The 12,384-nt window shown below is 69.0% G+C and carries 16 protein-coding genes; 10 read left to right on the top strand and 6 right to left on the bottom strand.

All coding sequences use genetic code 11. The annotated features are described in order from the left end of the window. Positions 1–88 precede the first annotated feature (88 nt). On the top strand, positions 89–577 hold the full coding sequence (locus tag BLW75_RS24290) for a hypothetical protein (protein WP_034321959.1): 489 nt from the start codon (positions 89–91) through the stop codon (positions 575–577). Here the strand turns inward: BLW75_RS24290 and BLW75_RS24285 are convergent. Further along, positions 562–939 carry a PH domain-containing protein gene (locus BLW75_RS24285; protein WP_091598253.1) on the bottom strand — a complete coding sequence of 126 codons (378 nt, stop codon included), beginning with the start codon at positions 937–939 and terminating at the stop codon, positions 562–564. The genes BLW75_RS24290 and BLW75_RS24285 overlap by 16 nt on opposite strands. A gap of 118 nt (positions 940–1,057) precedes the next feature. Next, positions 1,058–1,324 carry a cell division protein CrgA gene (crgA, locus tag BLW75_RS24280; protein ID WP_034322048.1) on the bottom strand — a complete coding sequence of 89 codons (267 nt, stop codon included), beginning with the start codon at positions 1,322–1,324 and terminating at the stop codon, positions 1,058–1,060. A 216-nt stretch (positions 1,325–1,540) separates the two neighbouring features. On the opposite strand from crgA, the gene BLW75_RS24275 reads away from it, so the two are divergent. From BLW75_RS24275 to BLW75_RS24265, 3 genes are read left to right on the top strand one after another with little or no spacing between them, the layout of a single operon-like run. Further along, positions 1,541–2,659: a class E sortase gene (locus BLW75_RS24275; protein ID WP_338400009.1), complete on the top strand. Its 1,119-nt coding sequence runs from the start codon at positions 1,541–1,543 to the stop codon at positions 2,657–2,659. Next, on the top strand, positions 2,659–2,814 hold the full coding sequence (locus tag BLW75_RS24270) for a hypothetical protein (RefSeq protein ID WP_091598250.1): 156 nt from the start codon (positions 2,659–2,661) through the stop codon (positions 2,812–2,814). Before BLW75_RS24275 ends, BLW75_RS24270 begins: the two co-directional genes overlap by 1 nt. Next, positions 2,787–3,794 carry an LLM class flavin-dependent oxidoreductase gene (locus BLW75_RS24265; RefSeq protein WP_034321965.1) on the top strand — a complete coding sequence of 336 codons (1,008 nt, stop codon included), beginning with the start codon at positions 2,787–2,789 and terminating at the stop codon, positions 3,792–3,794. Before BLW75_RS24270 ends, BLW75_RS24265 begins: the two co-directional genes overlap by 28 nt. Here the strand turns inward: BLW75_RS24265 and BLW75_RS24260 are convergent. The 3 genes from BLW75_RS24260 to BLW75_RS24250 all read right to left on the bottom strand — a co-directional run bounded on the left by BLW75_RS24260 (position 3,791) and on the right by BLW75_RS24250 (position 5,753). Continuing rightward, positions 3,791–4,183 carry an SCO5389 family protein gene (locus BLW75_RS24260; RefSeq protein ID WP_034321968.1) on the bottom strand — a complete coding sequence of 131 codons (393 nt, stop codon included), beginning with the start codon at positions 4,181–4,183 and terminating at the stop codon, positions 3,791–3,793. The two genes, BLW75_RS24265 and BLW75_RS24260, sit on opposite strands and share 4 nt — an antisense overlap. Before the next feature lie 110 nt (positions 4,184–4,293). Beyond that, on the bottom strand, positions 4,294–5,028 hold the full coding sequence (locus tag BLW75_RS24255) for an ABC transporter permease (RefSeq protein ID WP_034321970.1): 735 nt from the start codon (positions 5,026–5,028) through the stop codon (positions 4,294–4,296). Beyond that, positions 5,025–5,753 carry an ABC transporter ATP-binding protein gene (locus BLW75_RS24250; protein ID WP_034321974.1) on the bottom strand — a complete coding sequence of 243 codons (729 nt, stop codon included), beginning with the start codon at positions 5,751–5,753 and terminating at the stop codon, positions 5,025–5,027. The genes BLW75_RS24255 and BLW75_RS24250 overlap by 4 nt, the downstream gene beginning before the upstream one ends. Positions 5,754–5,886: 133 nt before the next feature. On the opposite strand from BLW75_RS24250, the gene BLW75_RS24245 reads away from it, so the two are divergent. Further along, positions 5,887–7,662, top strand: a complete 1,776-nt coding sequence (locus BLW75_RS24245; RefSeq protein WP_034321977.1) for a sensor histidine kinase — start codon at positions 5,887–5,889, stop codon at positions 7,660–7,662. Beyond that, positions 7,602–8,255 (top strand): response regulator, encoded by a 654-nt coding sequence (locus BLW75_RS24240; RefSeq protein WP_034321981.1) that lies wholly within the window; start codon positions 7,602–7,604, stop codon positions 8,253–8,255. The genes BLW75_RS24245 and BLW75_RS24240 overlap by 61 nt, the downstream gene beginning before the upstream one ends. A gap of 65 nt (positions 8,256–8,320) precedes the next feature. On the opposite strand, the gene BLW75_RS24235 is transcribed toward BLW75_RS24240, so the two are convergent. Further along, complete coding sequence (locus tag BLW75_RS24235; protein ID WP_034321983.1) at positions 8,321–9,640, bottom strand: FAD-dependent oxidoreductase; 1,320 nt, start codon at positions 9,638–9,640, stop codon at positions 8,321–8,323. A 111-nt stretch (positions 9,641–9,751) separates the two neighbouring features. Here BLW75_RS24235 and BLW75_RS24230 point away from each other — a divergent pair, with 111 nt between their 5' ends. From BLW75_RS24230 to BLW75_RS24215, 4 genes are read left to right on the top strand one after another with little or no spacing between them, the layout of a single operon-like run. Beyond that, complete coding sequence (locus tag BLW75_RS24230) at positions 9,752–10,396, top strand: aminodeoxychorismate/anthranilate synthase component II (RefSeq protein WP_034321986.1); 645 nt, start codon at positions 9,752–9,754, stop codon at positions 10,394–10,396. Further along, positions 10,393–11,190 carry an ATP-binding cassette domain-containing protein gene (locus BLW75_RS24225; protein WP_091598247.1) on the top strand — a complete coding sequence of 266 codons (798 nt, stop codon included), beginning with the start codon at positions 10,393–10,395 and terminating at the stop codon, positions 11,188–11,190. Before BLW75_RS24230 ends, BLW75_RS24225 begins: the two co-directional genes overlap by 4 nt. Then, complete coding sequence (locus tag BLW75_RS24220) at positions 11,178–11,822, top strand: hypothetical protein (protein ID WP_034321991.1); 645 nt, start codon at positions 11,178–11,180, stop codon at positions 11,820–11,822. The genes BLW75_RS24225 and BLW75_RS24220 overlap by 13 nt, the downstream gene beginning before the upstream one ends. After that, the gene (locus tag BLW75_RS24215; RefSeq protein ID WP_034321998.1) at positions 11,822–12,364 is read left to right on the top strand and encodes an AAA family ATPase; all 543 of its coding nucleotides are present in this window, start codon (positions 11,822–11,824) and stop codon (positions 12,362–12,364) included. The genes BLW75_RS24220 and BLW75_RS24215 overlap by 1 nt, the downstream gene beginning before the upstream one ends. The last annotated feature ends 20 nt before the right edge of the window (positions 12,365–12,384 follow it).

Genomic DNA, 12,384 nt, shown 5'->3' with positions numbered 1-12,384 from the left:
CGAGTGGGTTATCCGAATACCCGGTGGAGAAGCAACAGGTCCGGGTACCTTCGAGTTGATCATTGACATCATCAACTTGGGGGTTGAGATGAAGATCCGGAAAGCAGCAGCTCTCGCCGCCGCCGCCCTGATGGCGTCGGCCTTGGCGCCGTCCGTCGCGCAGGCAGGGCAAGCCGCCGAGACCTGCCAGACCTACACCAAACGCTATTTCCTCGGCTCCGGCAGCGCGATCACGCTGCGTGTCGCCTACGTCGACGCGGCGTTGAAAATCTGCTTCGGTGATCCCGGGGTCACTTCGGCGGCGGCGACGCAGACCGTCGGCACCACCGGGCCGGGTGCGGCCACCGGCTGGGAGATCACCGCGGGCCCGGCCGTGGTCGAGGACCAGCGGCCTCGGCACGTCAAAGCGAAGTTCAGCGGGTCGCTGCGGACCTGCGTCGTCAAGATCAACCCGATCTGCTCGCCGGCCGCGCCGTACGAGATCTTCGGGGAGTACGCGCCGCCCGCGGTCGGCCCGGCGGTTCCGGGCTGGTCACATGGCCCGAACGGCGACGTCCACTACTACGACAACGCCTGACCCTTGAGGGCGGTGAGGACCTCCAGGACGTCCCTGGGGTCCTCACCGAGGTCGATCCGGCCGAACACCAGCAGGTGGTCGCCGGATTCGACCTCGAGGGTCAGGCTGTCCCGGCCGAGCCGTCGCGTCGTGCGCACCCGCAGCCGGGCTTCGGACCAGGAGTAGCGGCGCGCTCCGCCGACGGTCCTGGCCAGGATTCCGTCGGGTCCGGCGGCCAGCCGGGGACGGAGCAGGGTGCCGTGCAGCGCGAGCGCGCCCACGGAGAGCATCGCGAGTCCGGTCAGGATCGTGCCGCCGGTGTCCCCGCCGATGGCCAGCCACAGCACGCCTGCCAGCAAGAACAGGGTGATCATCCAGGCCACTACCACAACGTTCTGCTGCGGCGCCCAAGAGGTGGGGTAGTTATCCACAGGGGTTATCCACACTGGGGATGAGTCACACCGGTGTAATTAGGCGTCAAGCCGCCATCCGGGGTAATGCTCACCGCCACCGCATCGTCATGAGCAACCCGGCGATCATCAGCACGAAGCCGATGGCGAAGTTCGTGTTGCCCAGATCCGCCATGAAGGGGATCTTGTCGCCCGCGATGTAGTTGACGACCAGCCACATCAGGCCGATCAACATGAGGCCGAACATCACGATCTTGTAGAACAGGTTCGACGGGCCCGCGGCCTTGACCTTCACCGGGGTGCGGCGGTCGGTCGGCGGGGTGTACGCCGTCTTCTTACGGACCTTGGACTTCGGCATCGTGTTCCTCGCGTACTGTTCGGCTTCCCTGGTGGCGATGACCCGCTTTCGGGTGCGCAACCAGCGCCACGTGCACACGTTAACGTAAACGAGCGCCGCTGGGCACCGTCCGGGACCGGTCGATTTCCCGCACTGTGACAATGGTGTCACACACGGTTCGACACACTGTGCCGGTTCGATACTGCGGCTTGGTCCGAGACTGAGGAGCTTTGCGTGGTGGCTGATCGGGAAGAGCCGGGCGGAGACCGGCGGCGGTACTCCGAACGACCGCCCGGTGGGGGCCGTCCGGCCCCCCGGCGTAGGCCGGAGGACGCAATTCCGCCGCGCCGGGCCCCGGGAGAGGCGCCGACGCCTCGACGGAGGCCGCCGGACGGAAGGGCGTACGACGGACCTCCGCCGCGCCGCCGGGCGGACGCGCCGCCGCCGCGCCGTCGTCCCGCGCCGCCGCCGGGGTCGACCGAGGAGACCGTCATCTTCGAACCGGTCGGCGGTGGCACCGCGACCGAGGAACGGCCGCCTCCGCATGAACTGGGCAAGGGCGGCGCCGCCATCCGGACCGTCGGCGAGCTCCTCATCACCGCGGGCCTGGTGGTGCTGCTGTTCATGGTCTACGAGGTCTACGTGACCGACCTCTTCTCCGCGGGCAAGCAGTCCGAGGCGAGTTCGGAACTGGACGGTGAGTGGGGCAAGGACCGGCAGCTGCATCCCGACCTGGTCGACGGGAAGGCGTTCGCCAGGATCCACATCCCGGTGTTCGGTGCCGACTTCAACTTCACCATCCAGGAAGGCACCACCGAGGCGGCGCTCGAAGTCGGCCCCGGTCACTACAAGGGCACGGCGCTGCCGGGCGAGCCGGGCAACTTCGCCATCGCGGGCCACCGGGTCGGCAAGGGCGCGCCGTTCAACGATCTGGACAACCTGAGCTCGTGCGACCAGATCATCATCGAGACGCAGACCGACTTCTACATCTACAAGGTGCTGCCGTACAAGGACGAGGTCGAAGGCTGGGCCGCGGGCAAGGGCGCGCAGCCGAAGTGCAAGAACGTCGGGACGCTGCGTGACCCGAACGCCGCCGACGGCGGTGCCTACGGCGAGACCAACGGCCGCCGTATCGTGTTCCCGACCAAGGGCGACACGGTGAACCCGGTGCCGTACAAGGACCCGGACATCCTGCCGAAGGCCGATCAGGTCTCGCTGCTCACGCTGACGACGTGTCACCCGAAGTTCTCGGCGAAGGAACGGCTCATCATCCACGCGGTGCTGGCTCAGCAGGTGCCGAAGAACCAGGTCGGCACCTACGCCGAACTCCTGCCCAAGATCTCGGAGGCGCGCTGATGTACGGCTGGATCTGGCGCAAGCTGCCGGGCCCCTTCGCGGTGAAGCTGGTGACGGCGGTCGTGCTGGCGCTGGGGATCGTGGCGCTGCTGATGTTCGTCGTCTTCCCGTGGCTGGAACCGCGCCTGTGGTTCAACGAAGTGAGCGTCCAGTAGACGCGCGGTTCGGCGTCTTCCTGGTCTCCGGGCGGTTTCCGGGCCAGGAGGACGCCGATGTCCTGCGCCGGTCGGTCGACGCCGCCATCGCCGCGGAGCGGGCCGGGTTCGACGACGTGTGGTTCGCCGAGCACCACTTCATGCCGTACGGCGTCTGCCCGTCCGCGATCACCCTCGCCGCGCACGTGCTGGGCCGTACCGAGCGGATCGCCGTCGGTACCGCGGTGAGCGTGCTGTCGGTCGCGCATCCGGTGGCGCTCGCCGAGCAGTGGTCGCTGCTCGACGCGGTTTCCGGCGGACGGCTGCGGATCGGCGTCGGCCGGGGCGGGCCGTGGCAGGACCTGGAGATCTTCGGCACCGGCGCGTCCCGCTACGAAACCGGGTTCGAGGAGAGCCTCGACCTGCTACTCGCCGCGATGACGTCGAAGACCGTCTCGGCCGAGGGGGAGCACTTCGCGTTCCGCGAGGTGCCGATGGTGCCGCGGCCGGAGCGGGCTCCGCGCATGGTCGTGGCCTGCGGGGACGCCGGCTCCCGCGCGGTCCGGCTCGCCGCCGATCGCGGGCTGCCGATGCTGCTCGGGCTGCACACCGACGACGACGGCAAGATCGAAACCCTTGCCGCGTACGGCGATTCCGCCGCCGGGCATGTCTCGACGGTGATGTGCCAGGTCGGAGACGACGCGCTGGACGTCGTGCGGTCCGCGTTGCCGGGCTCCCTCAAGGAGGGCTTCGCCGGACACGTGTACCTCGACGGCAAGCGGGGGCTCGACAAGGATCCGGTCTCCTACACCGACCGGCTGTGCGAGATGCACCCGATCGGCGGCGTGGAGTACTGCGTCGACCGGCTGGGAACGAGCATCCGGCGTACCGGGGTCTCCCACGTGATCATGATGGTGGAAGCGTCCGGTACGCCGGAGGGAACGCTCGAGAACATCGCGCGGATCGGGGAAGAGGTCCTGCCCGCGCTGCGCAGGGGTTAGCAGTCGCGGAGTTCCGGGCTCTGGTTCAGCAGCTGGCCGCGCACCGAGATGAACGCGCGGTAGCGGTCACTGTCCACTTGGGACGGTTTGAACGCGGCGACCCGGTGGCAGTTCTGGAACGCCAGCTTCACCCCGAAGTGCCGTTCCAGTCCGCCGCGGATGGAGTCCGAGGCCAGCGCCCGCAGCAGCTGGCCGCGTTCGGCCTCGCTCGGCGGCGGCGTCTCGTTGTCGGCGAACCCGTCGGCCGCGCCTTCGGCCTCCGCGATGACACCGGTGATCACGGTCCAGGCGTAGGGCAGGGACTCCCGGACACAGGCGACGAATTCGGCGTCGGAGACCTCCCCGCGCTCGGCCTTCTCCAGCAGCGCGGGCGATACATCCAGAGACATCGAACCTCCGAGAGAGACACGGTGAACGTGGGCCATCTACCTGACTACTCACCCTCGGCCCGAGCCACAAGAGAAAACGATCATCATCACCACTTTGGCGGAAGCGGCCGTCACTCCCAGCGAAAAAGCTTCGCCGCCAAGACACAACTGCCCAGCGCGAAAGCCGCCAGAACGGCGAGTTGCAGCGGTTGGGCGCCAGTGCCGGTCCAGGCGTCTTCGAGGGCTTTGACGCCCGGCGGGACGTACGCGCCGAGGTCCCGGATGACCTCCGGAAGCAACGGACGCGGCAACCAGACGCCGCCGAGGAACATGACCGGGAGGTAGGCGATCAGCGCGATCCCGCCCGCGGCGCGGCTGGTCTTGGCGACCGCCGCGGCGATCAGGCCGAGGCCGAAGATCGCGATCGTGCCGAGGACGAACGTCAGCAGGAAGCCGAGCGGGTGACGTGGGCTGGGGACGTCGAAGACGACGCCCGCCGTCACGAGGAGGATGCCGACCCCGCCGATCGTCACGGTGACGTTGATGATCAGCTGCGCCAGCAGCAACTGGACCGGGTGCACCGGGGTGGTGGCGAAGCGGCGGAGGATGCCCTGTTCGCGGTAGGACGCGATGATCCCGGGGATCGCCTGCAGGCCCATCATGGCCATGGTGAGCACGATCATCGACGGCACCCAGGCGTCGAGGAAACGCATGCCCGTCGTCGTCCCGCTCTCCGCGCGAATGCCGGGGATCGCCCCGAGCACGGCCGTGATGGCCGTCGGCAGGAGAAGCCCGCCGATGACGAATCCCGGCGTGCGGAGGGCGATTTTCGTTTCGGTGAGGGTGATCTTGGCGAGCGTGTTCATTTCGTCTCCTGCTCTCGGTCGCGGCCGGTCAGGGCCACGAAGGCTTCATCCAAAGTGGATTTACCGGCGCGGTCGCGAAGTTCGCCGGGGGTGCCGGTGGCGACCACGCGGCCGGCGTCGAAGATCGCCAGGCGGTCGCAGAGGCGTTCGGCCTCGTCCATGAAGTGCGTGACGAGGAGGACGGTGACGCCGGTGTCGCGCACGGTCTCGACGAGCTTCCAGGTGTCGCGGCGGGCATGCGGGTCCAGTCCGGTGGTCAGCTCGTCGAGGACGGCGACCTCGGGACGGCCGACCAGCGCGAGCGCGATCGAGACGCGCTGCTTCTGCCCGCCGGAAAGCTTGCCGAAGTACTGATCCCGCTGCCCGGTGAGACCCAGCTTCGCGAGCAGGTCACCGGTGTCGGCGTGGTTCGCGTAGAAGGACGCGTAGAGCTCCAGCGCCTCGTGGACCTTGATCTTGTCCGGCAGTCGGCTCTCCTGGAGCTGGGAGCCGAGGCGCTGCCGCAGCGCGGTGTGGTCCTTGCCGGGGTCGAGACCGAGGACCGACATGGTGCCGGAGTCCGGCGTCCGCAGGCCCTGGAGGCATTCGACCGTGGTGGTCTTGCCCGCGCCGTTGGTCCCGAGGATCCCGAAGATCTCGCCCTGTTCCACGTGGAACGAAACGTCGTCGACCGCGACGTGCTCCCCGTACGTCTTGCGGAGGTTGCTGACTTCGATGAGTGGCATGCGAAAAACGTTATGGCGCAACGGACTTGGCCAGAATGGCGCTGAACCCACAACCGGGGTGGGGCTGGACCCACCCTGATCGGGGGTCTGCGGTCACTGTGGCGGGCCGGGGCGGTGGGGAAGACTTCGTCGCATGATCCGCACCTACCTCACCTCAGTGCGCCGGGGCTTCGCGCTCGCGGGCTTGGCGCTGGTGAGCTGGCTGGACCTGCTGCTCGAACTGGTGGGTTTCTGCCTGCTCTGTGTCGGCCTGGTCTTCGCCTACACGCTGGCGCTCGAAGGAACGCGTCCGCGCGCCGCGCTCACCAGGCGGCTGGCCGGACGCTGGTGCGGTGTCGACGTCGAACCGCCCTACCGGCCGGCGCCGCCGGAGCCCGAACGTGAGCGCGACGGCTGGTACCGCGACGGAAACAGCCTGTTCAAGCGGTCGTGGTTCATCAAGTGGACCAAACGGTTCGAGTGGATCTCCGACGATCCGGCGACCGGCCGCGACCTCGGCTGGCAGCTGTGGAATCCGCTCGCGGGCCTGCTGCTGGTGCCCGCGGTCCTGCTGACCGGGCCGCGCGCGCTCCGGCTGTACGGGAAGTGGACGCGCTGGTGGCTCGGACCTCGCCCCTCCCGCGCCAGGGACGGCCGGGTCAAAGGCGGGCTGAAGGCGCTGGGGTTCCAGCTGGGCCTGTTCGCGCTTTCGGTCGCGCAACTGGGGATGGCGATCCCGACGCTGCTCAGCCTGATCTGGCCGTCGCCGCTGTTCCCGACGATGGTCGTCGCCGGCCGCTCGGTGACCGACACCCTGCGCCGCGAGGCCAAGATCTGGACCGGTGTGCGGATCGACCGCCCGTACCTGCCGGAGCCGCCGTTCCCCGTCCCCCGAGCAGACGGGATGTACCAGCACGGACGGCAGCTGTACGACACGCCGTGGTGGCCGGCGCGGCTGGCGCGCTTCCGCTGGGCGATGTTCGACCGCGCGACCTGGCGTGACCTGGCGGCCGCGGTGGTCAACTCCGTGGTGCTGCTGCTGATGGTGGTGCCGACGGCGGCGCTGGTGTTCGGCGGTATCGGAGGCTTGGCCGCCCTTTGGATCTCGCGTCCGTTCGGGCAAGCGCTCGCGCTGACTCCCGTCGCGGTGGCCGCGACCATCGCCGGACTACTTGCGACACCGTGGCTGGCCCGCTCGGGAGCGCGCTTCGCGAAGCTGCTTCTCGGGCCGACAGAGGCTTCGCGGCTGGCGCAGCGTGTCGAACGGCTGAAGCAGACGCGGACCGACGCGTCGGTCGCGCAGGCCGCCGAGCTGCGGCGTATCGAGCGCGATCTGCACGACGGCGTCCAGTCGCGGCTGGTCGCGATGGGCATGAAGCTGGGGGCGGTCGAAGCGCTGATCGACAGCGATCCGGCCGCGGCGAAACGGCTGGCGGCCGAGCTTCGGCAGACGTCGTCCGAGACGCTGACCGAGCTCCGGCTGCTGGTGCGCGGGATTCACCCGCCGGTGTTGTCCGAGCGCGGGCTCGGTGACGCGGTGCGGGCGATGGCGCTCGACAGTCCGCTGCGGGCCTCGGTGAACGGCGCCCTGCCTCGGCTGGAGCAGCCCGCGGAGGCGTGCGCGTACTTCGCGATCAGCGAGCTGTTGGGCAACGCGGCGAAGCACGGCGAGGCGCGGCGAGTGTCGATCGACCTGGACTACGACGACGGTCTGTTGCGGATCGAGGTGACCGACGACGGGAAGGGCGGCGCGAACGCGGCGCGGGGGAGCGGGATTCGCGGGATCGAGCGCAGGCTGGGCGCGTTCGACGGTACTTTTGCCCTGACCAGCCCGCTCGGCGGGCCGACGAAGGCGATCATGGAGCTCCCGTGCCAGCTCGACCCCGTTGCGTCGTCGCCGAGGACCAGTACCTCCTCCGAGACGGCTTGACGCATTTGCTGACCGCGCACGGTTTCGACGTCGTCGAGGCGGTGGGCACCGGGCCGGAACTGGACCGGGCGCTGCGCACACACCGGCCCGACGTTTCGGTCGTCGACGTCCGCATGCCGCCGACGCTCACCGACGAGGGGCTTCAGGTCGCGCTGGCGGTGCGGCGGGATATCCCCGGCTTGCCGATTCTCGTTCTGTCACAACACGTCGAGCAGCTCTACGCGCGTGAGCTGCTCGCCGACGGCGCGGGCGCGATCGGCTATCTGCTGAAGGACCGCGTCTTCAACGCCGGCCAGTTCATCGACGCGGTGCGGCGAGTGGCGGGCGGCGGGACCGCGATGGATCCCGAAGTGATCGCGAAACTGGTGGCGGGCAACGCCTCCGACCCCCTCGCGGCGTTGACCCCGCGCGAACGCGAGGTGCTCGGGCTCATGGCCGAGGGTTGTTCCAACGCCGCCATCGCTTCGCGGCTGCACTTCAGCGAGGGTGCGGTGGGGAAGCACACCGCGAACATCTTCGCGAAACTCGGCATCGTCGCCTCGGACGACACGAACCGCCGCGTCCTGGCGGTCCTGGCCTACCTGGGCTCCTGACCAAAGCGCGTGAAGGCCCCCTTCCCTCGACTCAGCCGAGGGAAGGGGGCCTTCACGCGCAGTTTTCAGGAGCGCGAGATGCGGGTCATCTCGTCGCGTTCCACGACCTTCACGCGGTCACGGCCGTGCGGGGCGCCCAACGACTTCTCGTGGGCGTCGAGCTTGCCCCAGCCTTCCCAAGTGGTGAAGGGAACGCCGCGTTCGGTCAGGAAACCGAGGATCGCATCAGGGTCCTCGACGGCCGGGGCCGTGAGGTTGTCGGCGTCGGCCAGCAGGCTCGCGATGGTTTCGGCCGCGTCGCCCTTGGTGTGGCCGATGAGGCCGACCGGACCGCGCTTGATCCAGCCGGTCACGTAGACGCCCGGCACCTGCTCCTCGTCGATGTCCAGCACCCGGCCCGCCTGGTTCGGCACGGTCCCGGTGGTGTGGTCGAACGGGATTTCCGGCAGATGCGACGACAGGTAGCCCACCGCGCGGTAGACGGCCTGGACGTCCCAGTCGTGGAATTCGCCGGTGCCGCGCACGTTGCCGTCACCGGTCAGTTCGGTGCGCTCGGTCCGCAGACCGGTCACCTTGCCGTCCTCGCCGACGATCTCGCACGGCGAGTGCAGGAAGTGCAGGTGGAGCCGCTTCGGCCGGTCGCCCTGGTCGCGGATCGCCCACTCCTGCAGCGTCTTCACGACCATGTCGATCTGCTTCGACGCCCGCAGCGCGGCGATGCTGCCCTCGTCGAACTCGATGTCCTCGGGGTAGACGATGACCTCGACGTTCGGCGAGTGGTCCAGCTCCCGCAGCTCCAGCGGCGTGAACTTCGCCTGTGCCGGGCCGCGGCGGCCGAACACGTGCACGTCGGTGACCGGGCTGGCCTTCAGACCCTGGTAGACGTTGTCCGGGATGTCGGTGCTGAGCAGCTCGTCGGCGGTCTTCGCGAGGATCCGCGCCACGTCGAGCGCCACGTTCCCGACCCCGAGGACCGCGACCGAGGTCGCGTTCAGCGGCCAGGTGCGCGGCACGTCCGGGTGCCCGTCGTACCAGGAGACGAAGTCGGCGGCGCCGTAGCTGCCGTCGAGGTCGATCCCGGGGATGTCGAGCGCGCGGTCGGCCATGGCGCCGGTCGAGAAGATCACCGCGTCGTAGAACTGGCGCAGGTCGTCGAGCTTCAGGTCGGTCCCGTAGTCGACGTTGCCCAGCAGCCGGATGTTCGGCTTGTCGAGGACCTTGTGCAGGGCGGTGACGATGCCCTTGATCCGGGGGTGGTCGGGCGCGACGCCGTACCGGATCAGCCCGAACGGCGCCGGCATGCGCTCGAACAGGTCGATCGTCACGTCGGCGTCGGACTTGTCGAGGATGTCGGCGGCGTAGATGCCGGCCGGACCGGCACCCACGATGGCTACACGAAGAGAACGGCTCACTCCTACCACGGTAAGTTAGGCAGCCCTAACAATCATTGTGATCTGGCGTACGGTCCACCTGGTGGGAGCCGCTAAGCTGGCTTCATGCGCGTGCTCGTCGTCGACAACTACGACAGTTTTGTCTACAACCTGGTCCAGTATCTGGCCCAGCTCGGCGCCGACTGCACCGTCTGGCGGAACGACGTGGTGGACGTCGGCAAGCTCGGCGAGTTCGACGCGGTACTCGTCTCTCCCGGCCCCGGAACCCCGGAACGCGCTGGTCAGAGCATGGACGTCATCCGCGAATGCGCGGAGAAGCGCATCCCGATGCTCGGCGTCTGCCTCGGCCACCAGGCCCTCGGCGTCGTCTTCGGCGCCACGGTCGACCGCGCCCCGGAACTGCTGCACGGCAAGACCAGTCAAGTCCACCATTCGGGCGACGGAGTGCTCGCCGGGCTCCCCGCGGAATTCACCGCCACGCGGTACCACTCGCTGACCGTTCTGCCCGAAACCATCGACGAAGCCGTGTTCGAGATCACAGGTCGCACGGACTCCGGGGTCGTGATGGGCATGCGGCACCGCGAGCTGCCGCTCGAAGGGGTCCAGTTCCATCCCGAATCCGTGCTCACCCAGGGCGGGCACCGGATGCTGGCGAACTGGATGGCTGCGGCCGGGCACCCGGTCCCCGACGCCACGGTCAACGAACTCGAAGAGGCGACTCGCGCGCTGCAGAAGGCCGCTGCTGCGTGACCACGCTGATCCGGCTCGAAGGAGTCGGTAAGCGCTACGGCCGCGGTGAACCCGTGCTCGTCGACGTCGACCTCGACGTCCCTGCCGGTCGCGTGATCGGTGTCCTCGGCTCGAACGGTTCGGGAAAGTCGACGCTGCTCAGGATCCTCGCGGCACTTTCGCGGGTTACTTCGGGAAACGTCGTGGGCAGCCCGCGGGTCGGCTACCTGCCGGACCGCTTCCCGGCGGGACAGCGGATGAGCGCCCGGGCGTACCTGCGGCATATGGCTCGCATCGACGGTCATGTCGACTTGTCGGCGATCGACCCGCTGTTGGACCGGCTGGCGCTGGTCGGCGGGCCGGACGCGCCCTTGCGGACCCTGTCGAAGGGCAACGCCCAGAAAGTCGGTCTCGCGCAAGCGGTCCTCGCCGGGCCGGAACTGCTGATCCTCGACGAGCCTTGGTCCGGGCTCGACGTCGAAGCCCACGCGGTGCTCGGCGAACTCGTCGCCGAGACCAAGGACCGGGGTGCGAGCGTGGTCTTCACCGACCACCGCGCGGCCGTCGTGCACGCCCATGCCGACGTCGCCTACCGGATGGACGGCGGCCTCCTGACCCCGGTCGAAGCAGGCGCGACAAGGATCGTCCTGCACGGGCCCGACGGTGACTGGTCCTCGGAACCGGGCGTCAGCCAAGCCGTGGCCGAAGGCGGGAAAGTCATCTTGACCGTCGAAGCCGGGCACACGGACGCGGTCCTGCTGCGCGCGCTCAACCGCGGCTTCTCGGTCCGGGAGGTGGCGCCGTGCTCGCCATGACCCGCTACTACCTCGCGCTGCTCGGCCATTCCCAGCGCTACCTGCCCGCGATCCTCGCCTACCTCGCGGTGAACACCGTGCTCTACACGGATCCGAAGTCGCCGCTGCTGCCGCAGTACGGGATCAGCGCCGGTTCGCTCCTGGTGGTCTCGTGCTGGCTGACCATCGCGATGCTCGACGTCGAAGACCCGGTCCAGCGCCTGGTGACCTTCAGCCACGCACGACGCTGGCGATCGGTCCTCGCCGGTGCCACGCTCGCCGTCTTCGGCTGCGCGGCGGTGCTGACTGTCGTCACGCTGGTCTGGTCGGGCCTCCGCTCCGGCGGCTTCCCGATCGGCGCCCTCGCCCTCGGGGCCGCGGCGCACGCGCTGTGCGCGCTGTTCGGGATCGCGATCGGCCTGCCCTGTTCGCGGCTGCTGGTCCCGCGCATCGGCTGGTCGGTCTTGGCGGCGATTTTCGCGCTGGCGGCCGTGCTCCTGGTCAAGTGGCTGCCGCTGGCCAACCCGCTGCTGCGCGCCCTGACCTCGCAGGAACCGCTGGTCATCCCGTTCACGGTGGCCGCGGTGGCGGCGTTCGCCTGCCTGCTGCTGAGCGCGACGGCCGTCGGGCACCTGCTGCGGCGCAACGCCTGATGCCGCGTCTCATCGTGCTCAACGGCCCGCCCGCCTGCGGGAAGTCGACGCTCGCCCGGCGATACGCCGAAGATCACCCGTTGACCTTGAATCTCGACATCGACCGGATCCGCGGCCTCCTCGGTGCCTGGCGCGACGACCCCGCGCAAGCCGGAACGCTCGCCCGCGAACTCGCCGTGAGCGCCGCGCGGACCCATCTGCTCGCGGACCACGACGTGATCGTCCCGCAGTTCCTCGGCCGCGCCGAGTTCCTCGAACGACTGGAAACGCTCGCCGGGGAGACGGCCGCGGGGTTCCACGAGATCATCCTCCTCGACACCAAGGACAACGTGCTCCGGCGGTTCGCCGAGCGCACCCGAGCCGCGGCCGAACCCGAACACGTCGAGGCGCACGAGATGCTGGGCGACCCCGAACAGCTCGCGGTCATGTACGACAGGCTCGTGGCGCTCATCGCGATGCGGCCGAAGGCGGTCGTGGTGCACACCAGCGCCGGGCGGATTCAGGAGGCCTACCAAGGACTGCTCGACAGCCTGACGTCCTGATGAGAGGCAAGCGTGGCGGG

Source organism: Amycolatopsis lurida (assembly GCF_900105055.1).
Classification (GTDB): Bacteria; Actinomycetota; Actinomycetes; order Mycobacteriales; family Pseudonocardiaceae; genus Amycolatopsis; species Amycolatopsis lurida.
Note: the sequence above shows the minus strand (reverse complement) of the source record. Positions and strands in the feature narration are given on the sequence as shown.

Bases quoted from the DNA above. Each gene is read 5' to 3' on its own strand.
- BLW75_RS24260 (WP_034321968.1), bottom strand. From the start codon at position 4,183: ATGTCTCTGGATGTATCGCCCGCGCTGCTGGAGAAGGCCGAGCGCGGG.
- BLW75_RS24230 (WP_034321986.1), top strand. From the start codon at position 9,752: ATGCGCGTGCTCGTCGTCGACAACTACGACAGTTTTGTCTACAACCTG.
- BLW75_RS24255 (WP_034321970.1), bottom strand. From the start codon at position 5,028: ATGAACACGCTCGCCAAGATCACCCTCACCGAAACGAAAATCGCCCTC.
- crgA (WP_034322048.1), bottom strand. From the start codon at position 1,324: ATGCCGAAGTCCAAGGTCCGTAAGAAGACGGCGTACACCCCGCCGACC.
- BLW75_RS24245 (WP_034321977.1), top strand. From the start codon at position 5,887: ATGATCCGCACCTACCTCACCTCAGTGCGCCGGGGCTTCGCGCTCGCG.
- BLW75_RS24250 (WP_034321974.1), bottom strand. From the start codon at position 5,753: ATGCCACTCATCGAAGTCAGCAACCTCCGCAAGACGTACGGGGAGCAC.
- BLW75_RS24215 (WP_034321998.1), top strand. From the start codon at position 11,822: ATGCCGCGTCTCATCGTGCTCAACGGCCCGCCCGCCTGCGGGAAGTCG.
- BLW75_RS24270 (WP_091598250.1), top strand. From the start codon at position 2,659: ATGTACGGCTGGATCTGGCGCAAGCTGCCGGGCCCCTTCGCGGTGAAG.
- BLW75_RS24290 (WP_034321959.1), top strand. From the start codon at position 89: ATGAAGATCCGGAAAGCAGCAGCTCTCGCCGCCGCCGCCCTGATGGCG.